We start from the raw sequence: 26,017 nt of genomic DNA on the forward strand, positions 1-26,017 counted from the left end.
ATTGCGTTTTCAGGCATCGCTAAGATTTTACGCAAAAAAAACCGGCACATTACGCGCCGGTCTTTTCTGAGCCTATTTATCAGGCATTCGTTACGGTTTTTTGCTCGTTTGGCGCCTGCGCGTTCGCCAGCATACGACGTACCGGCACAATCAGCACCATCAGTACCGCCGCACAAATCAGCAGCGCAATTGAGCAACGTGCAAAGAGGTCTGGCAGCATGTCGAGCTGGTCGGCCTTCACATGGCCGCCAATCAGGCCCGCCGCGAGATTACCCAGCGCGCTGGCGCAGAACCACAGTCCCATCATCTGACCACGCATTCTTTCCGGTGCCAGCAGGGTCATGGTCGCCAGTCCAATTGGGCTCAGGCAAAGTTCGCCCAGCGTCAGCATCAGAATGCTGCCCACCAGCCAGAACGGCGATACGCCTGCGCCACCGTTGCTCAGTACGTTTTGCGCGGCCAGCATCATCAGGCCAAAGCCCGCAGCCGCACACAGAATACCAATCACAAACTTGGTGATACTGCCTGGACGGATGTTTTTGCGCGCCAGCATCGGCCACGCCCAGCTAAATACCGGGGCCAGCAGGATGATGAACAGGGCATTGATTGACTGGAACCACACGGCTGGGATCTCAAAATCGCCGATCATGCGGTTGGTGTAGTCGTTGGCAAACAGGTTGAACGAGGTCGGTTTCTGCTCAAAGGCAGACCAGAAGAAGGCGGCGGAGACCAGCAGGATAAAGCACACCAGCAAACGCGCGCGCTCTTTACGGTTCAGGCCGGCAAAGACGAACAGATAGATAAAGTAGAGTGCGACCGATGCCGCAATGACATACACCAGCACGCTGGCGACCGCCACCGGGTTAATCACAATGACGCCCTGCGCAATCAGCGTGATGATGATCGCCACGCCAACAGCCAGCGCCAGCAGCCACGCCCCGACGCCATTTTTCTTCGCGACAGGATTATTCCAGGTGGAATCGAGCCCCACTTCGCTGTCATAACGTTTCATCGACGGAACAGCAAAGACGCGGAAAATGATCAACGCGACCAGCATTCCGATACCGCCAATACCGAAGCCCCAGTGCCAGCCATGAGATTTTATCAGCCAGCCGGAAATCAACGGCGCGATGAACGAGCCCATGTTGATGCCCATATAAAACAGCGAGAAACCGCCGTCACGACGGGCATCGCCCTTTTTATACAGCGTACCGACCATCACTGAGATACAGGTCTTGAACAGGCCGGAACCCAGCACGATGAACATCAGGCCGATAAAGAACAGGTTGTCGCCCATAAATGCTGACAGCGCGATAGATAAATGACCAAGCGCAATCAGAATGGAACCGTACCAGACTGCTTTTTGCTGGCCGAGCCAGTTATCCGCCAGCCAGCCACCCGGCAGCGCTGCCAGATACATCGTACCGGCAAAAATCCCCACAATCGCCGAGGCGTTTTCACGCGCCAGCCCCATCCCGCCGTCGTACACCGTCGCCGCCATAAACAGGATCAGTAGCGGACGAATGCCGTAAAACGAAAACCGCTCCCACATCTCCGTAAAGAAGAGTGAGCCGAGCGGATAAGGATGGCCGAAGAACGTTCGGCTTTCGGTGTTATTCACAGAGGAACGCATAGATTCTCCCAAAGAGGTGTGTCGTCATGCTTGCAAGCGCCAGATGCATGCCAGCCTTTTATCTGGCGGGCTGGTTCTTTACATAAGGCAAAATATTATTTAACCATTTAGCAACCGGATACTAATTTTGTCCGGTTGAGAACACAAAACTTTAAGATAAAAAGTCGACAACTGTCTAGTTTTACATATTTTATGCCAGTATTAACTTAAGGGGGATTGACATTGGTTAGTGAAAAGAAGGGTTCGGAGGGGTAATGTTTTTCAGTTAAGCGCGAAATTCCGTTCACTTTATGTTTTGCTGAACATGAAACATCTGCGCCAGTGAACGGGCAAAGATCAACTCAGATCATCCATTTTCACTTTTCGCGTGTAAGTCCTGTCTGTTTTAACGGCTTTTTCCTCCTCTTCCCGCCCCCTATCCTTCCGCTCGTTCCCTAACAAACTCTCCCATTACAGGCAGGAAAGAGATGAACACCGTTAAAACACGTAAAACCCTTATCGCGCTGGCAATAGCATTTGCCGCGGCAACGTCCCCGTTTAGCGCCATCGCTGCACAGCCGGCTTCGCTGACGCAACTGCCAGCCGACCGGGCCATCGGGCAGCCTGAAGTTGTGGCAACCTTTACAGGTGCCATGCCTACGGGCGTCACCGTGACAGAGACCGGGCGTATTTTTGTTAATTTCCCGCGCTGGGGAGATGATGTTCCCTTTACCGTCGCCGAAGTTAAGGGTGGTAAAGTCGTGCCATATCCAGATTTGGCCGTCAACAAAGCCGATAGCGCCCATCCCGGCGACCATTTTTTGAGCGTACAGAGCGTGGTGGCGGATGGTCAGGGAAAACTCTGGGTGCTTGATACCGCGGCCCCCGGTTTTTCCAAACCCGTCGAAGGTGGCGCAAAGCTGGTCGCTATCGATTTGAAAAGCAATAAAATTGTCAAAACGATCGTCATGCCTTCGGACGTCATTCTGCCCGCAACCTACATTAATGATGTGCGTTTTGATTACCGGGCAGGGAAAGCGGGCGTCGCCTACATTACCGACTCTTCACTGTCTGGCATCGGCGGGATTATCATTGTTGACCTTGATTCCGGCAACGCGGTACGTCGCTTAACCGGCGATCGCTCGACATCGGCAGAAAAAGGATTCGTTCCCGTCGTTGAGGGAGAAACGCTGCTTCAGCGTCATGCGGACGGTACAACTGCCCCCTTTAGCGTCGCGTCGGATGGTATTGCACTCTCACCTGACGGTAAGACTCTTTACTACTGCCCGCTCTCCAGCCGTCATCTGTATTCCATCTCCACGGAGATGCTGCGTGACCCTGCCGTTAGCGAGGCTGAACTCTCCGCCGCGGTAAAAGACCTGGGGGAGAAAGGGGCGTCCGATGGACTGGAAGCTGATGCCACGGGTGCAGTATATGCCGGGGATTATGAGCGCAATGCCATTCGCAAAATGGATAAAGACGGAAACTGGCAAACCATCGCGCACGGCCCGCAGATCCTGTGGCCGGATACGCTGTCCGTAGGGCATGACGGCTATCTCTATTTCACGGCGAACCAGTTGCATCGTCAGCCAGGCTTCCACAAAGGCAAAGATATGCGCCAGAAACCTTATTCGCTGCTGCGGATAAAAATTGATGCCGCGCCGGTCAGTACACATTAATCATTTTTAGCCCCTCAATGAGGGGCTAAACATTTCCCGCCAGACAAAGAAAAATCTCAAATAACTATCTGCTGAAACGATTTCGTATAGGCTTAATAGTTCATGATATTCATGTCACTGCCATTAAGGAAACCATTCACGGCGAATAGCTTTTATAGCGAGGAGATATTTATGGCCGATCGCGACACACTGAACCCGCAATTTCCACGTCCCCCTTTCCAGACGCAAACCCAGCAACCACCGGGGCTGGATTCCAGAATGATCCCCGAGCCCGATCATGGTGAAAAAAGCTACCGTGGAAGTGGACGGCTGAAAGGCAAATGCGCATTAATCACCGGTGGCGATTCAGGTATCGGCCGGGCCGTTGCTATTGCCTACGCCCTCGAAGGTGCGAATGTCGCCATTAACTATCTGCCGGAAGAAGAATCAGACGCCAAAAGCGTAATAGAGGTGATGAAGGCGGAAGGTGTAAAAGCCGTGGCGATCCCGGGCGACCTGCGAGATGAAGATTTCTGCCATTCACTGATTGAACAGACGGTTGAGCAGTTGGGGAAACTGGATATTCTGGTCAACAACGCCGGGCGGCAGCAATATTGCGAGTCGCTGGAAGATCTCACCACCGAGGCCTTTGACGCGACATTTAAAACCAACGTCTATGCCGCCTTTTGGCTGACCAAAGCCGCACTTCGTCATCTGAAGGCGGGCGCTTCTGTCATCAACACCACCTCAGTCCAGGCGTTCAAACCCAGCCCGATTCTGGTTGATTATGCGCAAACCAAAGCGTGTCTGGTGGCGTTAACCAAATCACTGGCAAAACAGCTTGGGCCGCGAGGTATTCGGGTCAACGCGGTAGCACCAGGGCCTTACTGGAGCGTGCTGCAAACCAGCGGCGGGCAGCCGCAGGAAAAAGTAGAGCAGTTCGGCGCAGACTCTCCACTGGGTCGTCCGGGCCAACCGGTGGAGATTGCCCCGCTGTATGTGCTGTTTGCCTCCGATGAGTGTTCATATGCGTCCGGGCAGGTATGGTGTTCGGATGGCGGAACCGGGACACTGTAATTGCAAAGGGCGATAATTCGCCCTTTTTTGATATACCCTATGGCTTCAGCCACTGGCCCTGTTCATCGACCACCTTTTCACCATCCTCTTTACTGAAGGCGTGTTTCTGCGCATCCGGCAAGATATCCAGTACCGTTTCGGACGGGCGGCACAGAAGCGTTCCCAGCGGAGTCACCACGATCGGGCGGTTGATTAAAATGGGGTATTGCAGCATGAAGGTCATAAGTTCGGCATCGCTAAACCTTTCGTCGGCCAGCCCTAACGTTTCATACGGTTCCACGTTTTGACGTAGCAGTGCCCGCGCGGAGATCCCCATATCGGCAATCAGTTTGCTTAGCTCATCACGCGAAGGTGGATTCTCGAGGTAAAGGATAACCGTTGGCTCTGTGCCGCTATTACGGATCATCTCCAGCGTATTACGCGACGTACCGCAGGCCGGGTTGTGATAGATGATGATATTGCTCATTTCAGTATCTCGTTACAGTGTGAGTGAGAGACGTAATGCCAATGCGGACAAGGTAACAAACAGCACTGGCAAGGTCATGATAATCCCGACGCGGAAATAATATCCCCAGCTAATCGTCATATTTTTCTGCGAAAGCACATGCAGCCACAGCAGCGTCGCCAGGCTGCCGATGGGGGTAATTTTTGGCCCCAGATCGCAACCAATCACGTTGGCATAAATCATCGCCTCTTTAATGACACCGGACGCGCTACTGCCATCAATAGAAAGCGCACCGACCAGCACCGTCGGCATATTATTCATCACTGAAGAGAGGAACGCGGTCAGGAAGCCCGTTCCCAGCGTCGCCACCCAAAGGCCACTCTTCGCCAGCATGTCCAATACGCCGGAAAGATATTCCGTCAGCCCCGCGTTGCGTAAACCGTAGACCACCAGATACATGCCCAGCGAGAAGATAACAATTTGCCACGGCGCGCCGCGCAGCACTTTTCCGGTATTAATGGCATGGCTCCTTTTCGCTACCGCAAAAAGGATTAGCGCCCCAACGGCCGCGATGGCGCTGACGGGAATGCCCATCGGCTCCAGCACAAAAAATCCAGCCAGCAGCAGAAGCAGGACAACCCAGCCGGTGCGAAATGTCGCCGGATCTTTAATCGCTTTTGCGGGTTCTTTCAGGCGTTCAAGATCGTAGGTAGCCGGAATATCTTTGCGAAAGAATAGATGTAACATCACAAGCGTGGCGACAATGGCGGCGATATCGACCGGCACCATCACCGATGCGTATTGCGTGAAGCCCAGGCGGAAGAAATCTGCCGAGACGATATTGACCAGGTTAGAGACAATGAGCGGCAGGCTGGCGGTATCGGCAATAAATCCCGCGGCCATCACAAACGCCAGCGTTGTACTTTTACTGAACCCAAGCGCCAGTAGCATCGCAATAACGATTGGCGTGAGTATTAACGCTGCGCCATCATTGGCGAACAGCGCTGCCACAGCAGCGCCGAGCAACACGATATATGTGAATAACAAACGCCCTCGCCCTTTGCCCCATCGTGAAACATGCAGCGCGGCCCATTCAAAAAAGCCCGATTCATCCAGCAGCAGGCTGATGATAATCACCGCGATAAAGGTTGCGGTGGCATTCCAGACGATATTCCACACTACCGGAATATCATTAACATGCACCACACCGAGCCCCAGTGCCAGCACCGCGCCAAGCGTTGCGCTCCAGCCAATGCCTAATCCTTTCGGCTGCCAGATAACCAAAATAATGGTCAGGACAAAAATCGCGCCCGCCAGTAACATACAACCTCCCCGAATTAATACATATGAAAAATCAGATATGTTTAGTTAAATTTTTTTTAGCAACAGTTTGCCGTACCGCCGTTCGTCCCCAGCTTTTGGGCCATGAGTTGGAGGTCATCGCGTTGACTTGACCAGGCATGTTCAATCACCCGCGCCGCCCATACGGGAATATGAGGCGAGAGACAATAGTGCACCCATTTCCCCTGTTTCCGCCCCAGCAATAAGCCACTTTCGCGCAGCATAGCCAGATGGCGGGAGATCTTCGGCTGTGATTGTTGCAGCGCAGTACACAGATCGCAGACGCAGAGCTCGCCTGACTCTCTGAGTAACAGAACAATACTCAGCCGCGTTTCGTCAGAAAGTATTTTGAATAATTGCAGCGCGTTTAAAGGCATTCGTCCTCCTGTCAGATGCGCGATAGCCTACGCCTTATGAGGAGAAAATCAATAATACATATGAAAAGACATACGTATACATATTCATAGAATGCCATCTGATCTTTACCTGATAAACGCCAGTGTTAATTCCAGGCCAGGGAAAAAATCAATGCCGGAGAGGTCTTATTACGAGGCGTTATCGCGCCAGAGCAAAAGGCGATTCACCAGGACGGCCAGCGCATACCTTACCGCTTTTTCAACCACATCCTGGCAATCACCTGAGAAAAGTACGCGTTCTGTTTCGGTCATGCCGCGGAAATTCCAGGCAAACCAGACCGTCCCGGCAGGCGTGCCGTCCTCGCCACCGTCTGGCCCGGCATAGCCGCTGATGGCGATACTGATATCAGCCCCGGCATTCGCCAGCGCCCCGGCAGACATTTCCCGAACGCAGGGTTCGCTGACGGCGCTGTACTTTTCAAGGGTGGAGGGTTTCACGCGCAGCATTTTTTGCTTCGCCCGATCGCTGAAAGTAATTACGCCAGTGTCGTAAAAAGCCGCCGTATTCTCCTCCGCGCAGAGCGCTGTGGCCAGGTTTCCCCCCGTACAGGATTCCGCCGTGGTTAAGCGCCATCCCCGCTCACAGAGTACCTTAGCCGCCTGCTTCGTTAACTCTCCCGTTGTCTTAGCCTCGTTATAAACCGTTTTGTTCATCAGCTTTCCCTCTTATCGTTCAGCCGGAATAATTGAGATATGGCCGTTTCGCTCCAGAATGGCGTATTTAATTTTCTCCAGTTCAGCGATCCCCTGGTTTTGCCGCGCAGCCACGAGAATGTCGTCACAGGAAACATCGACCTTCTTGAGTTTATCGGTGAGCAACACGCCATTTTCCACCAGAATAACAGGCGATCCATCCAGCGCGGATTCTGCACCGGAAAGGTATTTTTTCATCAATCCAAACAGCATATCCACAACCACCAATGTGATAATGGTTAGCATCGCACCGGTAATTGAGAAATCGTTTCCCAGCAGAGCCTGCTGGGTAGCTTCGCTGATAATCAACAGTAAAATCAGATCAAAACTGGTCATTTGCAGCAGTGCGCGGCGTCCGGCAATTTTGAATACAATAAGCAAAATAAAATAAATCGCCAGCGCCCGAAATATCATCTCCATGTTCTTCTCCTACGGATAGATAAACTGCCAGACCGAAATTTCTGGCGTATCGTTAACTTGCAGTGTATTAATCGATTTACCGGGTTTGGTCGGTGTAATAAACAGCCAGATAGAAAATCCTGCTGATTGTCTGACATGGTCATAAACGAGGAAGAGCGTATTATTCTGGCTATACATACTATCGGGTTGCGGCCAAATAGTTCCGGTTTCAAAATTTTCGCTATAATCACCACCGATGCTGAATACATATTTACCGCTCTTCACAGGTACCGTAGAGAGCTGTAATTTAAACTCTGTTTGCAGACGCCCAAAACGTTCATAATCGACGCGCAAAGATTGCCCGGCGTTTGTTGCCTGCGTTTGGCTTAAATAACCGCCCGAAAACATCCCTGCGATGGCAAGCAACATTATGCCCAGCAAAAAAACCAACCCAAACCTGCGGCATATCGATTCAAAATTGAGAGCGCGTAAACTCTCTTTCACACCCGGCAATCTACTTATTTCGTTTGTCATATATCACCTCACCGCTTCGCTTATTTCCAGCAGACAGATGATTTAAAAGAACATTCTCATTTAAGATTCATCGCGTTGCCAGTTTAAGAAATAGCTACCAGGCTTAATAAGTCAAGCTGATAACGCTCAGGGAGGCCGCATGAAATTACCGTTAGTTGCACTGTTTTGTTCTTTGATTACTTTCGGGGTATACGCCGATGAAAAAGGGGGGCTGGAAAAAGATGCTGCGCCACCGCCGCCGCATGCCCTCAATGAGGGCTATCGAGGCACTGATAATGCACGAATCATGACCGTCGATCACGCCAAAACGATGCATGATGGCGCGACCATTTCACTTCGTGGGAATTTAATTGAGGATCAGGGCGGCGATAAGTTTGTATTCCGTGATAAAACGGGATCGATTCAGACAATTATTCCGCAGTCAGTGTTCGATGGCCGAACGGTGAAACCGGATAATATGATCAGCATTAACGGCAGCCTGGATAAGAAAATGGATCCGCCCGTTGTGCGAGTCGATATGCTTCAGAAATAATCAGCCAAAAAAGCAGGATCGCTACGATCCTGCTTTTTCTTTTACGCGTCCGGGAACATCACGCTATTGCCCGGCGCTTCGCGGTGTAAATGGATAAAGTTCAAATGCCGCTCGTACTGGTCGAGAATATCAGTGATCACCTGCTCTTTGCTGTAGTCCATCAGGTCGTTGCCCTGGCTACCCTCCAGCAGGAACGTTTCCAGTCGGTAGTAGGTCGATTTACCGCTGCGAGCACGATAGGTAAAGCCCGGTACCGAGTATTTCTGCGGCCAGATCTGATAAACAAAGTTCTGTTCTTCCCCCATGTGCACCAGCAGATCCAGGTGCCCAAGGTTTTCCCCCTCTTCCGGCGGCAGGCTCTTCAGTTCAACATACGCGCCACGTAGCCGCAGTTCCTGCGCAACTTCTTCCATTGCCGGATAACAGACCGTTTCCATCATCTGTTTGGTGTAGCGTGTGCCCGGATAATTCATCAGGCGCGACAGGCGTTTTTTCCAGCTCAGGCGATCCTGAAGCCCCAGCGGTCGCGGCGCAGTATCGCGATTCGCGCTCTCGCGGCGGTAGTCTTCCACTTTGAGGGATTTATACAGCCCCGCCATCACGAAGAAAATCACGAAACTGAACGGCAGCCCCATGATCACCGTGGTGTTCTGCAACGCCGAAATACCGTTAGTCATCAGCATTCCCAGCGTCAGCAGGCCAATCGCCACCGACCAGAAAACACGCAACCAGCCTGGCGCATCGCTGTTAATATCCTTCAGTTGCGAGGTGAAGTTCCCCAGTACCAGCGCACCGGAATCCGCCGACGTGACATAGAACAGCAGACCCGTGATCGTGGCGACAGAAGCGCTAAAGGTGAACGCCGGATACTGCGCCAGCAGGCTGTAGAAACCGCGCTCCGGGTGAACCATAGCTTCCTGGGCGAACGCCGCCCCGCCGTGGATGATTTCATACAGCGCGCTGTTACCAAATACTGACAGCCACAGCAGCGTGAAGGTGAACGGAATAATCAGCGTGCCCAGCACGAACTGGCGAATGGTGCGCCCGCGCGAGATACGCGCCAAAAACAGGCCAACAAACGGCGACCACGCCACCCACCACGCCCAGAAGAAGAGCGTCCAGTTGTTCATCCACTCAACCGGGCGGTCGAAGGCGAAGCTGTTGAGCGTCATGCCCATAAAGCGGTTTACGTAATCACCGACGTTCAGTACCAGCGCATTGAGCAGGAACGAGGTGTCGCCCATAAACAGCACGAACAGGATCAGCCCCAGCGCCAGCGCGACGTTGAGTTCCGACAAGACGCGAATGCCTTTATCAACTCCTGAGGTAACAGAAATGGTGGCAATAATCACCGACAGCGCAATCAGCGCCGCTTTCGCCGCCATCGAATCCGGGATATCAAACAGTACGCTCAGCCCGTAATTAAGCTGCACTACGCCAATACCGAGCGTGGTCGCGATGCCGAAGATGGTGCCGATCACCGCCGCGATATCTACCGTGTGACCAATCGGCCCGTTGATACGTTTACCGAAAATCGGATACAGCGCCGAGCGGATAGTGAGCGGCAAATTATAACGATAGCTGAAGTATCCCAGCGCCATCCCCATTAGCGCGTACATCGACCAGCCGGTTAAGCCGTAGTGGAACAACGTCCAGACCATCGCCTGACGCGCGGCCTCCATCGTCTGCCCCGCCCCTTCCGGCGGCTGCATATATTGCGTCACCGGCTCGGCCACGGAGAAGAACATCAGGTCAATACCGATGCCCGCGGCGAACAGCATCGCCGCCCAGCTCAACAGACTAAATTCAGGTTTGGACTGTTCAGGCCCGAGCTTCACCGAACCAAAACGCGAACAGGCGATGCAGACCACAAAGACAATATAGAGCGTTGCCGCTAGCAGATAATACCAGCCAAAGGTTTTAGAGACCCAGTCCAGGGTGCGGCCAATCCAGGCGGCAGAGAAGTCGCGAAAGAGGATTGTTGTCAGGGAAAACAACAAAATCAGTCCTGCGGATGTGTAAAACACAACAGGATTGATTTTGTCCTTTTCTCTGGTGTGTGAAAGGTCTGTCATCCAGTATCCCCACTGTTTTCATAACTATTAAAAATCAAATCCGCAACAATTAAGACACATTTTATATTGAACGTCCAATCAAAAACCGCTTTAATGTATAACCAACGCTGATGAATGGAGTGGCAAAAATGCCCAAACTGGGGATGCAGCCGATCCGGCGCAGGCAGCTTATTGATGCCACGCTGGAAGCAATAAATGAGGTGGGCATGCATGATGCGACGATCGCGCAGATCGCCCGTCGGGCGGGGGTTTCCACCGGGATCATTAGCCACTATTTCAAAGACAAAAACGGCCTGCTGGAAGCCACCATGCGTGACATTACCAGTCAGTTGCGCGACGCCGTTTTGAACCGGTTGCATGCCCTGCCGCACGGAAGCGCAGAACAACGTTTGCAGGCGATTGTCGGCGGCAACTTTGATGAAACGCAGGTCAGCAATGCGGCGATGAAAGCCTGGCTGGCCTTCTGGGCCAGCAGCATGCATCAACCGATGCTCTGGCGCTTACAGCAGGTGAGCAGCCGCCGTTTGTTATCGAACCTGGTGAGTGAGTTCCGTCGTGAACTGCCGCGGGAACAGGCGCAGGAAGCTGGCTACGGACTCGCCGCGCTGATTGACGGACTCTGGCTGCGTGCAGCGCTGAGCGGCAAACCGCTGGACAAAATCCGCGCCAGCTCCCTGACCAGCCACTTTATCAGTCAGCATCTACACACCGATTAACCGAGGAGACGTTATGTCCCGAATGGCAGAACAGCAGCTTTATATTCATGGTGGCTATACCTCCGCCACCAGCGGTCACACCTTCGAGACCCTCAACCCGGCCAACGGTGAACGCCTGGCAACGGTGCAGGCCGCCGGACGCGAGGATGTCGACCGCGCAGTCAAAAGCGCCCAACAGGGGCAAAAGGTCTGGGCGGCGATGACCGCAATGGAGCGTTCGCGCATTTTACGCCGCGCCGTCGATATTCTGCGTGAACGCAATGACGAACTCGCAAAACTGGAAACACTCGACACCGGCAAAGCCTATTCGGAAACGTCAACCGTCGATATTGTCACCGGCGCGGACGTGCTGGAGTATTACGCAGGGCTTATCCCGGCGCTGGAAGGCAGCCAGATCCCGCTGCGAGAGACCTCATTTGTCTATACCCGCCGTGAGCCGCTGGGCGTAGTCGCCGGCATTGGCGCATGGAACTACCCGATTCAGATAGCCCTGTGGAAATCCGCCCCGGCGCTGGCCGCGGGCAACGCGATGATCTTTAAGCCGAGCGAAGTCACCCCGCTTACCGCGTTAAAGCTGGCTGAAATTTATAGCGAAGCGGGCCTGCCGGACGGCGTGTTTAACGTTCTGCCAGGCACAGGCGCGGAAACCGGGCAGTACCTGACGGAACATCCTGGCATTGCCAAAGTGTCGTTCACCGGCGGCGTCGCCAGCGGTAAAAAAGTGATGGCCAACTCGGCGGCGTCCTCTCTGAAAGAAGTAACCATGGAACTGGGCGGTAAATCCCCGTTGGTCGTTTTCGACGATGCGGATCTCGACCTTGCCGCTGATATCGCCATGATGGCCAACTTCTTCAGTTCCGGGCAGGTGTGCACCAACGGCACCCGCGTATTTGTCCCCGCCAGATTCAAAACCGAATTTGAGCAGAGAATTGTCGAGCGCGTGAGCCGTATCCGCGCGGGCGACGTATTTGATGAGCAGACCAACTTCGGCCCGCTGGTCAGCTTTGCGCATCGCGACAACGTGCTGCGCTATATCGCCAAAGGCAAAGAAGAAGGCGCGCGTGTGCTGTGCGGCGGTAGTGTGCTGCAAGGCGAAGGCTTCGATAACGGCGCATGGGTGGCTCCCACCGTATTTACCGATTGCACAGATGAAATGACCATCGTGCGCGAAGAGATCTTCGGGCCGGTAATGTCCATCCTCAGCTATGAGAACGATGACGAGGTCATTCGCCGCGCCAACGCGACCGATTACGGCCTGGCGGCAGGTGTCGTCACCGCCGACCTGAACCGCGCGCACAGCGCCATCCACCAGCTTGAAGCCGGTATTTGCTGGGTAAACACCTGGGGCGAATCCCCGGCGGAGATGCCGGTTGGCGGCTATAAGCATTCCGGCATTGGTCGTGAGAACGGCGTGATGACGCTACAGAGTTATACCCAGGTGAAGTCCATCCAGGTTGAGATGGGTAAATTCCAGTCCATATTCTAACCGGGAGGTTTATTTGCAATTTGACTACATCATTATTGGTGCCGGCTCTGCCGGCAACGTCCTCGCGACACGTCTGACTGAAGATCCCAACACCACCGTGCTGCTGCTTGAAGCGGGCGGCCCGGATTACCGCTTTGACTTCCGCACCCAGATGCCCGCCGCGCTGGCTTTTCCGTTGCAGGGCAAGCGCTACAACTGGGCCTATGAGACCGAACCAGAACCGTATATGAATAACCGTCGCATGGAGTGCGGGCGCGGGAAAGGGCTGGGCGGATCGTCACTCATCAACGGGATGTGCTATATCCGCGGCAACGCGATGGATCTCGATAACTGGGCGAAAGAACCCGGCCTTGCACACTGGAGCTATCTCGATTGTCTGCCCTATTACCGCAAGGCGGAGAGCCGCGACGTAGGCGAAAACGACTACCACGGCGGCGATGGCCCGGTGAGCGTCACCACCTCAAAACCAGGTGTGAACCCGCTGTTTGAAGCGATGATAGAGGCAGGCGTACAGGCGGGCTACCCGCGCACGGAGGATCTCAACGGCTATCAGCAGGAAGGTTTCGGCCCGATGGACAGAACCGTCACGCCCCAGGGACGTCGCGCCAGCACGGCGCGCGGCTATCTCGATCAGGCAAAATCACGCCCGAATCTGACCATTCGTACCCACGCCATGACCGATCACATTATCTTTGACGGCAAACGCGCGGTGGGCGTGGAGTGGCTGGAAGGTGACAGCACCATCCCGACCCGCGCGACAGCGAACAAAGAAGTTCTGCTGAGCGCCGGGGCGATTGCCTCGCCGCAGATCCTGCAACGCTCCGGCGTCGGCAGTGCGGCACTGCTGGCGGAATTTGATATTCCGCTGGTGCATGATTTACCGGGCGTGGGCGAAAACCTTCAGGATCACCTGGAGATGTACCTGCAATATGAGTGCAAAGAGCCGGTTTCGCTCTACCCTGCCCTGCAGTGGTGGAACCAGCCTAAAATTGGCGCGGAATGGCTTTTTGGCGGTACCGGCGTCGGCGCAAGTAATCACTTTGAAGCGGGCGGATTTATCCGCAGCCGCGACGAGTTTACATGGCCGAATATTCAGTACCACTTCCTGCCGGTAGCGATTAACTACAACGGCTCGAATGCGGTGAAAGAGCACGGTTTCCAGTGCCATGTCGGTTCAATGCGTTCACCAAGCCGTGGGCATGTGCGGATTAAGTCCCGCGACCCACATCAGCATCCGGCAATTCTGTTCAACTATATGTCCCATGAACAGGACTGGCAGGAGTTCCGCGACGCCATTCGCATCACCCGTGAGATCATGCACCAACCCGCGCTGGACAAATACCGGGGCCGTGAAATCAGCCCGGGCGTCGAGTGCCAGACGGATGAGCAGCTCGATGAGTTTGTGCGTAATCATGCGGAAACCGCGTTCCACCCGTGCGGCACCTGTAAAATGGGCTATGACGAGATGGCCGTTGTCGATGGCGAAGGGCGCGTACACGGGCTGGAGGGATTGCGCGTGGTAGATGCGTCGATTATGCCGCAGATTATTACCGGAAACCTGAACGCGACGACGATTATGATCGGCGAAAAAATGGCGGACTTAATTCTCGGGCATGCGCCATTGCCGAAGAGCCTGGCGGCCTATTATGTGGCGAATGGCGCGCCGGTCAGGATTGGTTCGCAAAGCACACGGTAACGCAAAAAACTGAGTCGGACGTCAAAAACCCATACACCGTGATGTATGGGTTTTTTTGTGTTCATTCGTCACTACACAAGTCATAAGCGGCAGTCGTGCCTGAAATAGCATTGAGCTATCGTCCCCCTGACAAACTGCGGATGAATGAGTGAGAAATCTCTTTCTCGCTCCTCGCGGCACGAACTTAATCGAGCATAAGAATAAGCTTATTCATCATTTCCATCTTTAATTAATAAGAATAATTAAAATATCGCCCCCTGAAGCGATTAACAAAATAAAAACAAATAAGCAATATTTAACCTATAGTGATTAAAAAAATAACATTAGCAGACAATTTATTCTCATTTTTTGTCGATGTTTTGTTATGTAAAGCAATATTACTGAATGTAACTTAGCAAACTTTTTTATTTAATAGCTCGAATCATTAAAAATTTAAAACATTACATTATGCACCAAGCTTGCCAGCAGCATTTTACACTATTTTTATGGTGATTTTTAGGAACTACGCAGGCCAAAAACCTATATTTAATCAAATTTTAAATCTGATATTTTAAGGATGCGCTACATCAATTAGGATGCTCATCCAACCTGTGAGGAAAAATGATACACATCTAATTTTCTCTCTGAGGGGAATTTCACGGATATCGGCAGAGCCAGGAGGGTACTGTCACACGGAATGTAGGTTCCCAGGATGGGGGGCAAACTTATTAGGATTCATATCAATGAAAAAGATCGCTATCTCTGCTCTGTTTTTGTCCGCGTTCGCCGCAAACGCTGCAACAGACTCTTCCGGTGGGACAATCACCTTTACCGGCCAGGTTACGGATACCACCTGTACGATCAATGGCGGAAATTCTGCCGATCTGACCGTTGCGCTCGACCCGGTCGCGGTGAGCGATGTGGCAACCGCAGGCTTGATTCAGAAGAACCGCAAGCAATTCTCTCTGGAATTTACCGGTTGTAAATCCGCTTCTCTGGGTCAGGACGATGGCGCAGGTGCGAAAAATACGCTGAACCTGGTGCTGAGTTCAGACAACATTTCAAACGATGGCCTGTACCTGAACAACACTCAACTGAAAACCGATGGCACGAAAAAGAATGTCGGTATTGCGTTAAGCACTCTGGCCAGCAGTCAGACGCCTCTGAACCTGCATACCAACCTGGATACCAGCGTTGAAGGGGATACTGCAACGGTAGATCTGTACGCGAACTATTATAAAGTTGGTTCAGCCGCAGCGGACACGGGTGCAGTTAATACTATGCTGACCTATACCGTCGCTTATTTGTAAGCGATACGGAAACGCATGCAGATATAAACCAGGAGCCTGGTCCCTTCTCAATTATTTTTACACTGGCGCACTGATTTCATCGCCGGATACGGGCAGATTACGCCTGAAATCCGAGTCAGGCTGATGCCAGAAAAAGAGAGTAAGTACGATCAGGCTCTATTTCCTCCAGGTGAATATGAAATACGTCATTATTTTTCTTACCCTCATTATCACCAGCTTCAGCAGTCTGGCGAATGTGATTATTAGCAACACCCGGGTTATTTATCCTGAAGATCAAAAAGAGACGACCGTTCAGTTAATTAACCGCGGTACAAGCCCGGCGCTAATCCAGGCGTGGCTGGATGAAAATGACCCAAACTCTACCCCAGAAACAGCACAGGTGCCGTTTCTGCTGACGCCGCCGGTGGTGAAAATTGAGGGCGATAGCGGCCAGCAACTGCGCATCCGCTTTACCGGTGCGGCCGGTTCTCTGCCGCAGAATAAAGAGTCCGTTTATTACCTGAACGTCCTGGATATTCCACCGAAACAGGAAAACCTTGACGGTAAGAATTTAATGCAAATCGCGATTAAGTCGCGCATTAAGGTTTTCTATCGCCCGGCTAATTTAAAAATTGCGGTCAGCGATCTGCATACTTATTTATCGTTTAATGCACAAGGCAATCAGCTCATTGCCAGTAATAACGCCCCCTATTTCGCCTCGATCGCGACCATTAGCGCGCACGGCAAGGCGTTAATTCGCGAACCGGTTATGATCGCCCCTTTTTCAACACTGACCATCGGCACGACGGAACCCGTCTCTGGCGGACAGGCGCTGGATATTCTGCTGGTAGATGATTACGGCTCGTACCAGAAATATTCACTTACCACCAAATAATATTGTGATGTGCAAACGCGTGGAAACAGCGATGACAGGCAGAAAGAGTCAATACGCATTTTTATTGCTGGCACCGGCATTAATGTCTGTTTACGGTCGGGCCAGCGCCGTGACCTTCAATACCGACTTTTTAGCCGGCGGATCCAGAAATGCGGATATGTCGCGCTTTTACCGGGTTTCCGCTCTTCCTCCCGGTGAGTATCCATTTGACGTCTATATTAACGACGAGTGGAAGGGTCGTCTCCCCGTCCACATCACGGATAAAGGCGTTTTTTTGCAAAAAAACGATATTGAAAAGCTTGCGCTTTCACCAACGGTTCTCACCGAGGATGATCAATCCCGTGACCGTGTGGACGTAAATACGCTGGTACACGGCGGCAACGTGAAGCTGAACGCAGCGGATATGTCCCTGCGCATGAGCGTACCGCAGGCCTACGTTCGCCAGGCGCTGCGTGGGTATGTCGATCCCGCATTCTGGGACGAGGGGATCACCGCACTGACGCTCGGCTACAGCGCTAACTACAACTATAACGATGCCAAGGGCGCCGGGCACGATCAGGAAAATAGCTATTTCCAGTTGAACAGTGGCCTCAACGCCTTCGGCTGGGTTCTGCGCGACAGTTCCAGCTACAACAAAAGCAATGATACATCAGGCAAATGGAGCAACAGCACGCGCTATCTGGAACGCGGCATAGCTGCGCTCAAATCGATCGTGCGTATCGGCGATAGCTATTCCAGCAACGACCTGTTTGATTCGCTGCGCTTTCGCGGCATCAGCATGGGCACCGATATGCGCATGCTGCCCGATTCGCAGCAGAGCTTTTCACCAGTGGTACGCGGCGTCGCGCAGAGCAACGCGCTGGTAAAAATTAGCCAGAACGGCCAGGTGATTTACCAGAAAAACGTCTCACCGGGCCCGTTTGAAATTGCCGATATACTGCCAACTGGCTCCGGCGGCGATCTCGACGTTGAGGTCATCGAAGCCGACGGGCGCAGCAGCCGTTTTATCGTCCCCTTCTCTTCGGTGCCGAATATGCTGCAGGAGGGGCTGGGGAAATACGGCCTGCTGCTGGGTAAAGCCCGCGCCGAAGAGAGTCGCTATCGCCCGCAGTTTGCCCAGGCCAGCTACCAGTACGGTTTCAGCAACCTTATCACCGGTTACACCGGGGCAATTTACAGCGACGACTACAATGCTTTTTTGCTGGGTAGCGGCCTGAATCTCCCCTTCGGCGCAGTCTCGTTCGATGTGACCCAGTCGCAAACGCAGATCCCTGACGATAAAAAAGTGCGTGGGCAAAGTTACAAAGTCGCCTTCAGCCGCTTCTTTAATCTGACCGGCACCAACTTTGCGCTGGCGGCCTACCGCTATTCCACTAAAAACTACTATAGCTTCAACGATGCTATCGCCTTGCACAACTGGCAGAAAGAGAATACGGACAACCGCGACGCGCGCTTTATGCGCCAGAAAAACACCTTCAACATCAACCTGAGCCAGTCCCTGGGGGATGGGTTGGGTTCACTATATTTATCAGGAACATGGCGGGATTACTGGAACGGAAACGGCACAACGAAAGAGTATCAGTTGGGGTATTCCAACCATATAGGGAAAGTTAGTTACACCCTGTCTGCCAGCAGCACCCGTAACGACAGCCAGCGCGAAGAGAGACGCTACTACCTGACGTTATCCGTGCCGCTTGAACTCTTTACACAGCCAGTGTTTCTCAACAGCGGAGTTACATTCAATCGCGACGGCTACGCCGACAGCAATCTGGGCGTGAGCGGAACCGCGGGGGCATTCAACCAGGCGACCTACAATCTGAGCGCCAGCAACCGTACCGGCGGCAAAAGCGCGGCCAGCGGCAGCCTGAGCTATCGCACTCCGTTCACCACCCTGAACGGCAGCTATAGCGAGTCTGGCGAGTATCGCCAGGCGGGCGTCGGCGCGAGCGGCAGCCTGGTCGCCTGGCGCGGCGGCGTGCTGACCTCAAGTCAGTTGGGCGATACCTTCGCTATTATCGACGCGCCGGGCGCGGCAGGGGCTACGCTTGGCGGAGACGGCACACGAACCACCAATAGCAGCGGAAAAGCGCTGGTGCCTTACCTGTCGCCTTACCGTAAAAACCGTATCCAACTGGATACCACCCATATGGTCGATGGCGTCGAGCTGAAGGGAAATATTCAGGAAGTCGTTCCTTACGCCGGATCGGTAACCTATGTTCGCTTCGAGACCGACCAACGGCGGCAGTTTATGCTGCCCGCCAGAGCGAGCAACGGCCAGCCGCTCCCGTTCGGCACCGAGATTGTCGACGACGCGGGTAACAGCGTGGGCTATGTGGCGCAGGGGGGAATGCTTTACCTGAAAGCCGAATCGCTTCCAGCGCGCCTGCATATTAAAACCAGTAGTGATGGCCGCCAGAGCTGCACGATCGTCCGACCAGCCTCAGATGGGCAAATCAATATTTGCCGCTAGCGGCAGGAGTGAACCATGAAAATTCGTGATGTGATTATTCTGACCCTCTGCCTGCTGGGAAGCGCTTATCAGGTTGCGCAGGCATCCTGTAAAAGCGACTCCGGGGCGCAAAAAGAGAGTACGGTGACGCTGACGCTGGATTCCCTTTCTCTGAGCAGCAAGACCACTAATTCCCCAAATTTGTCCCTTTCTTCGGGAACGTTCAGTTGTTCTGCCGAGTGGCTGGGCTCCGGCAACCGCATAGCGATCATTTCTGAACTCAGCAACAGCACGGCCTATGTGGATTACGGTAACTATATTTTGCAGTTCAACATCAGCAATATTTCCCCCAATAGCAAAAGCTACAGCGGATTGGGAGAGAGTCGTGTCTCCGGCACGTCATTAAATAACGTGACCTATACCTATGAGGCAAAACTGCTGAAAACACTGCCCGCTGGCGCCACCGCGATTAAAGCCGGGCCAGGCGTGACCAGCGTCACCCTGTCCCATGCGATTTCAGTGGTCGACTCTTCGGGGATCCAGTTCTGGTTTCCCGGCGTCAATTTCGCCGAATTTATTAAGTGGATCCTGGGATTGATTGGTTCAGATGAATCTAAACGCCTTTTCTATCAAAATATTACTATTAATTATCGCCCACGAGTGAGTACCTGCAGCATTCCGGATACCAACGTGACGCTGCCGGAAACGGATCTCACCAGCCTGAAGCTGGCCGGAAAAGAGGCGCAATTTTATACTAACTTTACCCTGCGCGCAGAATGCAGTGACCTGTTGGAAGGGATGACTACCCGCACTATTCAGTTCTATCTCAGCAGCAGTAACGTTGAAACGGATCACTACACGCTGAAAAATTCCCAGGGCACCGCGCGTAATATTGGCGTCCGCGTGATGCGCGCAGACACCAGCAAAAAAATCGCCATCAGCGCAAATGAGCTTAGCGCAGGCAATATTACCAGTGAATATGAGCTCTTTAAGATTGCCCAATGGGGGAACAACTTCAATATACCACTAAGAGCTTATTATTATATCTATGGTGCTAATCCCACAGAGGGCAGCATCCAGACAACGGCCAAAGTAAATATCGTCTATCCTTGACCCAAAATAAGAAACAGAGAATAATCTCAAATTAAAATTCTGTACGAAGTATACTTCTCAACAAACCACGAAATGGTATTTTTCAAGATTCATTACCATAATATTAGTTAGTGGCATAATTATAACCAAAAATATGACCCACAATCATATTATAAATTTATTATACTGTAATTATTCTGAGCATAGTAAGGCTAAAGAAATGATGTGTACATTGCGAAACACTAAATCACACGCTTTCAATAGTGAGAAGCAGCCAAACAGTAGCGCTTCAGCAATGTTCGATTTAGTTATGATTGAAAATTCGGTTAAATCATTGAACAGGGATGCACAGCCGACCCATGCAACGTTAATTATCGATACGGATAACTATCTGGTTAATTTTCTTTGCAAACATTTGATTAACCCTCTGGTGTTGTATACCTGCCCTTCGTTCAAAGAGGCGCAGTACCGAATACAGAACAGCATTATTGACCACATCGTGATGGAGGTTTTTACGCTTGATGAGAATGCGCTGGAAGCCCTGAATTTTATCTACCAGGTGCAGACTAAGCATCCAGATATGCGCATCACCGTTTTTACTGAGACACGGAACAGGTACCTGCTCCAGGTTTTACGCAGTTTCCCGCGTATAAATATCGTCTCTAAGTACGAAGCCATGCCGGAGTTGATTCATGCCGTACAGGCCTGCTGGGAGGAAGAACCGTTTTATAGTCAATATATTATCGATTTAATGTTTGATATAGCGCGCCCGGACGCATTTTCTGAAATTGAATGGACGGTATTGAACGCTCTGGCGAAAAGTATTCCAGCACAGGATGTGGCGAAAATAATTAACAAAAGCTATCACACTTTATTTTATTACATTAAAAAAATCGATAAAAAACTGCATATTAAAAGCAAAGGCGAGCATGTAAAAATGCTACAAGCACTCAATAGCAACCCTTTGAAAAATACGGTAGTTCCGTACATTGATCGTTTTAATTAATTATTATATCACACCCGACGCGGTAATTTACGCATAAACATTATTGATGCACGTCACGCATACCATGCTTTAAAAGGAGATAACTTCATCATGAAACTTATGTGCCGCATCGAGCCGATTATTAATCTACAAACGGGTCAAAGAATTGGCGGCGAAGTTCTCTGTCAGCCGGAGGGAGCAGACCCGGAAATGTTTTTTCGCTCCATCCCTATAGATATGTTATCACGCATTGTTCAGGATCAAATAACAATGGGGATGCCCAGACAGTACTACAGTAACGGCGTTCTTTTTTTAAACATCAGCATCCCGTTATTAATTAATATGGTATGGCTGAAATCGCTGCTGGCTATGCTGCCCGGCCCGAAGGCACTTGAATTAGATTGCCAACAAAGTGAATCTTTTTTTCCTCTGCTGGTACAGCACATTGAGGAGATACTAACCATTTTACGTGATTTCAATACACAACTCTGGTTGGATGATCTCTACGCCCAACATATTCCACTTATTGCCCAACTGCCTTTTCGTTTTGACGGCATAAAGATCGATAAACATGAGCTGTGGCGGCTGGCGAATAGTCAGGATGCATCCGCAATGACGTCGCTGATTAAACAGGCCGAGAGCCTGGCGGATAATGTTCTGGTGGAAGGGGTCGAAAATGAAGATCAGCACCACTTTGTAGCTGGCAGTGAGGTTCGCTATGCCCAGGGGTATCTCTGGCCTGTGGATGAGCGAGAGTCTTTTGTCATCACCCTTGAGCAGCACGATAAATATGATGGATATCAGTATGAAGGCAATAATCATATCGGATGACGTCTGGTATCTTTCTGGCATATCAGAAGGTATGAAAGCGCAAGAAATTGTCACCGAATGTTGGCTAATAAAAAATAGCGACGACTGGAAACAAGCGATTGCAGGGCTTGATCCTTATCAACCGAAAGAGAGACTGGTTCTCCTGTGCGTTAGCAATGCGACATTGTTAAGCGCATTGACACGCCATTTCTATGGTAAAACAAAACTGTGTATATCGCCGCCTGGGCTTAACTCCAGCCGCCCCTTTTTTTGCCAAAATGGGGTCTACTACTTTAATAAAAATATCGCGCTGGCCGAACTTATCGATATATTTATGCTGGTTTTGAAAACCAAAAACAGAAAAGAAAACACCCTCACTGAACGGGAAATGTTTATTCTCAATGAGCTTATTAGTGCTGGTAGCGTAAAGGGCGTCTACAATGCTGTCAGAGTTTCGTACAGAGTGGTGTCGTACTATAAAAGGTCAGCCCTGAAAAAGATGGGGTTGCCAGGCTGCCAAAACTATCTGACCATCTATCCGGCGATTGTGGCGGTCAAAAAGGTACTTCATTCCTGGCAGCATGAGGAGCAGGAATCTATTGTGACGCGACACACCTACCGTCTGAACAGCACGCTGGAACCGTTCGACGCAAAACCGTCTGCAATCAGCGCATGAGCTGGACGTAAAAAACCCATACACCGTGGTGTATGGGTTTTTTGTGTTCATGTCCGCACGACTACACTTAGATAGTGTTATTGGTGCTGGTGCCTGGGTAGAAGCTACCATTGATGACACTAGTCCAGAAGCTGGAAGTAATGCTTTCGACTTCTTCCGCATGGTTATAACCATACAGCGCACCGGCAATACCACCAGTGACAAGACCAATAGCCCCACCAACGACCATACCAACACCCTGGCCAATAGTACCGACACCAATCAGACCGCCGCCGTCACCGCCGTGAACACCACCGATGATTGCCCCACCTGCAGTTGCACTCGCAGCAAACAAGATGCTGGAATAGATAGAACTTCCGATAGAAGCACCAGATACTTCATTCATTTCAATTAAAGTTAATTCACGCACGATTATTTCTCCGTAAAATCTAAAAACATTATTCCCGATTAAATATTGTTATTTGTGCTAGTACCTGGATAGAAGCTACCATTAATAACACTAGTCCAGAAGCTGGTATTAATACTTTCAACTTCTTCTGCATGGTTATAACCATAAATCGTGCCAAAAATACCGGCTGTCACTAAACCAATAGCCCCGCCCGCAATCATACCGACGCCCTGACCAATTGACCCGACGCCCAGCAGGCCGCCGCCGTCACCACCATGAACGCCACCAATAATGGCGCCACCTGCAGTACCTGCTGCTGCGCTCAGAATCCCGGAATAAATTGCTGATCCCAATGAAGCACCGGCAACTTCGTTCATTTCAATAATTGTTAATTCACGCATATCTATCTCGTCCTTAGGATATTAAACACTCACGCTGTGGTAAGTGGTGTAATTATTTAACGGTTCACCAGGCATTGATATAGAAAAAACAATGAAAATGATAACTAAAGGTGGAAAAAGATTTAATCGGCCGTGTAAAAAAAAGAGGCCTTAAGTTAAAAAAAGGCCTTTTAAACGCTAAAAAAATGCGCATATGACAATTTTTAGCTTAATGCCGGTGTCATCTCTCTGTTTTGCCCACCAAACAGCGTGGCTTTATCGACTTCATTGATTTGACGATTCGCCACCACAAAAATACGATCGGCGCTCATTATCGTCTCTGGCCGATGGGCGATAATAATTCGGGTGATATTCATCTGGCGTATTGCGTCATTAATCGCTTTTTCACGGTAGATATCAAGATGGCTGGTCGCTTCATCAAGCAGCAATATTGCCGGCCTTTTATACAACGCCCTCGCCAACAGCAGCCGCTGAATTTGCCCGCCGGAAAGCGCAGAGCCCATGTCCCCTACCAGGCTGTTATAGCCCATCGGCATGGCCACGATGTCGGTATGCACTTGCGCAATTTTGGCCGCCTCTTCAACTCTTGCCATGTCAAAATCGGCGTCAAAAAAGCAGATATTATCCAGGATAGACCCGGCAAAAAGCTGGTCATCCTGCATCACGCTGCCGGTATTGTGACGCACCCACGTCATCCCCAGGCGCACATTTTCCACGCCATCAATCAGCACCATCCCCTCTTCGGCACGCAAAAGCCCGAGGAACAAACGCGCCAGCGTGGTTTTCCCTTGCCCGGAAGGGCCGACAATCGCCACTGATTCCCCGGCTTTAATTAGCATATTTGCTTTCTGTAAGATCCACGGTTCCGTTGGCGAATAACGAAATGAAAGATTTTTCACTTCCACAGAAACCGCTTTTTCGGGGTCGGGATGACCAGAAAGATTCAGCATGTCATCTTCACGTTCGCTGAGCACAATATCCGACAAACGTTCGCCGTGCAGACGCAGCATGCGAAATTCGATAAAGGCGTCAATCAGACCTGAAGCACGGCTGATAAACTGATCCGAGAAGGTGATAAATGACATCAGCATCCCGCTGGAGAAGTTGCCATCCAGCACCTGTAATGCCGCCAGCCAGATAAGGACAATACGCCCAACCCCCGATAACACCCCCTGCACCGTAGAGAAGAAAATGGTCAATCGCTGGATCTTGATGCCATTATTCGTCGCCTCCACCAGCTCATTGGTGTAGGTTGAAACGCGCATATTCTGCTTGTTGCTCAACATGATGGCCTGTGCGCCGCGGATCGATTCGATCAACTGGCTTTGCACCTGCGAGTTGGCGATCATCTGGTCTTCACTGGCCTGACGAAAAGGACGGAATGCCACCAGACGTACAGTGGTGTAGGCAAGGAAAAGCCCCACCACAATCAGCGCCAGCGAAGGGCTATACACGACGATGATGCCAAGAGTAATAATCGACATCACCCCGTCAAAGACCGAGGCAATAAAACGTGTTGTCAGGGTGCTTTGAATATTATTAATAGAGCCGAAACGCGAGACGATATCGCCCATATGGCGCTCTTCAAACCAGGCGAGCGGCAGGTTGAGCAAATGAGCACAGATATTGCTTGACCACTGTACGCTCAGCAGGCTGGAAAACCATGTCGTCACCCAGGTTCTTAGCGCGGTGATCCCATTTTGTAACAGCACAACAATAATAAATGCGCAGCCCAGCAGGGTCATTAAATCGTAATCGGCAGAAACCAGCACCTGATCGAGTACCCACTGCATATAGAACGGGCTAATAATGCCGAATATTTCCAGCGCCAGCGTCAATACCATGAGCTGAGCAAACGCCGACTTAATACCCGACACGTTGCCAAGCAGTTTGAGCATCGAGAGAGACTCTTTCTCTTCTCGTTTTTCAAAATTCGCCTGCGGCACCAGCTCCAGCGCAATCCCTGTAAAGAAGGCGGATACCTCCTTCATTTTCAGTACGCGTCGCCCACGAGCGGGGTCGTGAATAACGACTTTATCGCCGTGAACTTCACTTAACACCACATAGTGTTTCATATCCCAGTGCAGGATAGCGGGCAGGCGAAGCTGGCTTAACTCTTCCACCTCAAGGCGCAGCGCGCGGCACACCAGCCCAAGGTTGCCCGCAAGATTAATCACATCCGTTAATGTGCTGCCTTTCAGCGACATCGCGAATTTTTTTCGCAACGTCAGCATATCCATTTTATGGCCATAATACCCGGCCACCATGCCAATGCAGGCCAGACCGCATTCCGCGGCCTGCGTCTGGCGTAATACCGGTAACGTTTTTCGCCCGGAAAAACGTAGTTTTTCAATAAAATCCATTTGCATACCT

General features: G+C 51.5%; 24 protein-coding genes. 13 read left to right on the forward strand and 11 right to left on the reverse strand.

Annotated features, from left to right (window positions below):
- Positions 1-79: 79 nt before the first annotated feature.
- Entirely contained in the window at positions 80-1,633 is a 1,554-nt protein-coding gene (locus VSR74_RS08605; protein ID WP_347794279.1) for a peptide MFS transporter, read from the reverse strand.
- 467 nt (positions 1,634-2,100) lie between these two features.
- Here VSR74_RS08605 and VSR74_RS08610 point away from each other — a divergent pair, with 467 nt between their 5' ends.
- Positions 2,101-3,291: an L-dopachrome tautomerase-related protein gene (locus VSR74_RS08610; RefSeq protein WP_347794280.1), complete on the forward strand. Its 1,191-nt coding sequence runs from the start codon at positions 2,101-2,103 to the stop codon at positions 3,289-3,291.
- A 171-nt stretch (positions 3,292-3,462) separates the two neighbouring features.
- Positions 3,463-4,347 carry an SDR family oxidoreductase gene (locus VSR74_RS08615; RefSeq protein WP_347794281.1) on the forward strand — a complete coding sequence of 295 codons (885 nt, stop codon included), beginning with the start codon at positions 3,463-3,465 and terminating at the stop codon, positions 4,345-4,347.
- A 37-nt stretch (positions 4,348-4,384) separates the two neighbouring features.
- On the opposite strand, the gene arsC is transcribed toward VSR74_RS08615, so the two are convergent.
- The 6 genes from arsC to VSR74_RS08645 all read right to left on the reverse strand — a co-directional run bounded on the left by arsC (position 4,385) and on the right by VSR74_RS08645 (position 8,175).
- Positions 4,385-4,813: a glutaredoxin-dependent arsenate reductase gene (gene arsC, locus VSR74_RS08620; protein WP_347794282.1), complete on the reverse strand. Its 429-nt coding sequence runs from the start codon at positions 4,811-4,813 to the stop codon at positions 4,385-4,387.
- A 12-nt stretch (positions 4,814-4,825) separates the two neighbouring features.
- Entirely contained in the window at positions 4,826-6,115 is a 1,290-nt protein-coding gene (locus VSR74_RS08625) for an arsenic transporter (protein WP_347794283.1), read from the reverse strand.
- A gap of 56 nt (positions 6,116-6,171) precedes the next feature.
- Entirely contained in the window at positions 6,172-6,510 is a 339-nt protein-coding gene (locus tag VSR74_RS08630) for a metalloregulator ArsR/SmtB family transcription factor (protein ID WP_347794284.1), read from the reverse strand.
- A 168-nt stretch (positions 6,511-6,678) separates the two neighbouring features.
- On the reverse strand, positions 6,679-7,203 hold the full coding sequence (locus tag VSR74_RS08635) for a 2-oxo-tetronate isomerase (protein ID WP_347794285.1): 525 nt from the start codon (positions 7,201-7,203) through the stop codon (positions 6,679-6,681).
- 12 nt (positions 7,204-7,215) lie between these two features.
- Complete coding sequence (locus VSR74_RS08640; RefSeq protein WP_347794286.1) at positions 7,216-7,662, reverse strand: DUF421 domain-containing protein; 447 nt, start codon at positions 7,660-7,662, stop codon at positions 7,216-7,218.
- Positions 7,663-7,671: 9 nt separating this feature from the next.
- On the reverse strand, positions 7,672-8,175 hold the full coding sequence (locus VSR74_RS08645) for a hypothetical protein (protein WP_347794287.1): 504 nt from the start codon (positions 8,173-8,175) through the stop codon (positions 7,672-7,674).
- 139 nt (positions 8,176-8,314) lie between these two features.
- Between VSR74_RS08645 and VSR74_RS08650 the strand changes: the two genes are divergently transcribed.
- On the forward strand, positions 8,315-8,707 hold the full coding sequence (locus tag VSR74_RS08650) for a YdeI family stress tolerance OB fold protein (protein WP_347794288.1): 393 nt from the start codon (positions 8,315-8,317) through the stop codon (positions 8,705-8,707).
- Positions 8,708-8,748: 41 nt separating this feature from the next.
- Here VSR74_RS08650 and betT read toward each other — a convergent pair whose 3' ends face one another.
- A complete protein-coding gene (gene betT / locus VSR74_RS08655; RefSeq protein ID WP_347794289.1) occupies positions 8,749-10,782 on the reverse strand; it encodes a choline BCCT transporter BetT in 2,034 nt (677 codons plus the stop codon).
- A 128-nt stretch (positions 10,783-10,910) separates the two neighbouring features.
- Between betT and betI the strand changes: the two genes are divergently transcribed.
- From betI to VSR74_RS08705, 10 genes are all read left to right on the forward strand, one after another.
- Positions 10,911-11,498: a transcriptional regulator BetI gene (gene betI, locus VSR74_RS08660; protein ID WP_347794290.1), complete on the forward strand. Its 588-nt coding sequence runs from the start codon at positions 10,911-10,913 to the stop codon at positions 11,496-11,498.
- A 13-nt stretch (positions 11,499-11,511) separates the two neighbouring features.
- A complete protein-coding gene (gene betB, locus VSR74_RS08665; RefSeq protein ID WP_347794291.1) occupies positions 11,512-12,984 on the forward strand; it encodes a betaine-aldehyde dehydrogenase in 1,473 nt (490 codons plus the stop codon).
- A gap of 13 nt (positions 12,985-12,997) precedes the next feature.
- The gene (gene betA, locus VSR74_RS08670; protein WP_347794292.1) at positions 12,998-14,680 is read left to right on the forward strand and encodes a choline dehydrogenase; all 1,683 of its coding nucleotides are present in this window, start codon (positions 12,998-13,000) and stop codon (positions 14,678-14,680) included.
- 722 nt (positions 14,681-15,402) lie between these two features.
- Entirely contained in the window at positions 15,403-15,969 is a 567-nt protein-coding gene (locus tag VSR74_RS08675) for a fimbrial protein (RefSeq protein ID WP_347794293.1), read from the forward strand.
- Positions 15,970-16,144: 175 nt separating this feature from the next.
- The gene (locus VSR74_RS08680; RefSeq protein WP_347794294.1) at positions 16,145-16,843 is read left to right on the forward strand and encodes a fimbrial biogenesis chaperone; all 699 of its coding nucleotides are present in this window, start codon (positions 16,145-16,147) and stop codon (positions 16,841-16,843) included.
- Between the two features lie 31 nt (positions 16,844-16,874).
- On the forward strand, positions 16,875-19,313 hold the full coding sequence (locus VSR74_RS08685) for a fimbria/pilus outer membrane usher protein (protein ID WP_347794295.1): 2,439 nt from the start codon (positions 16,875-16,877) through the stop codon (positions 19,311-19,313).
- A gap of 15 nt (positions 19,314-19,328) precedes the next feature.
- Positions 19,329-20,405 carry a fimbrial protein gene (locus VSR74_RS08690; RefSeq protein WP_347794296.1) on the forward strand — a complete coding sequence of 359 codons (1,077 nt, stop codon included), beginning with the start codon at positions 19,329-19,331 and terminating at the stop codon, positions 20,403-20,405.
- Positions 20,406-20,604: 199 nt separating this feature from the next.
- On the forward strand, positions 20,605-21,390 hold the full coding sequence (locus tag VSR74_RS08695; protein WP_347794297.1) for a hypothetical protein: 786 nt from the start codon (positions 20,605-20,607) through the stop codon (positions 21,388-21,390).
- A 90-nt stretch (positions 21,391-21,480) separates the two neighbouring features.
- On the forward strand, positions 21,481-22,200 hold the full coding sequence (locus VSR74_RS08700; protein WP_347794298.1) for an EAL domain-containing protein: 720 nt from the start codon (positions 21,481-21,483) through the stop codon (positions 22,198-22,200).
- Positions 22,175-22,855 carry a hypothetical protein gene (locus tag VSR74_RS08705; RefSeq protein WP_347794299.1) on the forward strand — a complete coding sequence of 227 codons (681 nt, stop codon included), beginning with the start codon at positions 22,175-22,177 and terminating at the stop codon, positions 22,853-22,855. The genes VSR74_RS08700 and VSR74_RS08705 overlap by 26 nt, the downstream gene beginning before the upstream one ends.
- A gap of 67 nt (positions 22,856-22,922) precedes the next feature.
- Here the strand turns inward: VSR74_RS08705 and VSR74_RS08710 are convergent, their stop codons facing one another.
- From VSR74_RS08710 to VSR74_RS08720, 3 genes are all read right to left on the reverse strand, one after another.
- Complete coding sequence (locus VSR74_RS08710; protein WP_347794300.1) at positions 22,923-23,264, reverse strand: colicin V synthesis protein; 342 nt, start codon at positions 23,262-23,264, stop codon at positions 22,923-22,925.
- A 38-nt stretch (positions 23,265-23,302) separates the two neighbouring features.
- On the reverse strand, positions 23,303-23,644 hold the full coding sequence (locus tag VSR74_RS08715) for a colicin V synthesis protein (protein ID WP_347794301.1): 342 nt from the start codon (positions 23,642-23,644) through the stop codon (positions 23,303-23,305).
- A gap of 203 nt (positions 23,645-23,847) precedes the next feature.
- A complete protein-coding gene (locus VSR74_RS08720; protein WP_347794302.1) occupies positions 23,848-26,007 on the reverse strand; it encodes a peptidase domain-containing ABC transporter in 2,160 nt (719 codons plus the stop codon).
- Between the last annotated feature and the right edge of the window lie 10 nt (positions 26,008-26,017).

It is taken from the genome of Pseudocitrobacter cyperus (assembly GCF_039889165.1).
Lineage (GTDB): Bacteria > Pseudomonadota > Gammaproteobacteria > Enterobacterales > Enterobacteriaceae > Pseudocitrobacter > Pseudocitrobacter cyperus.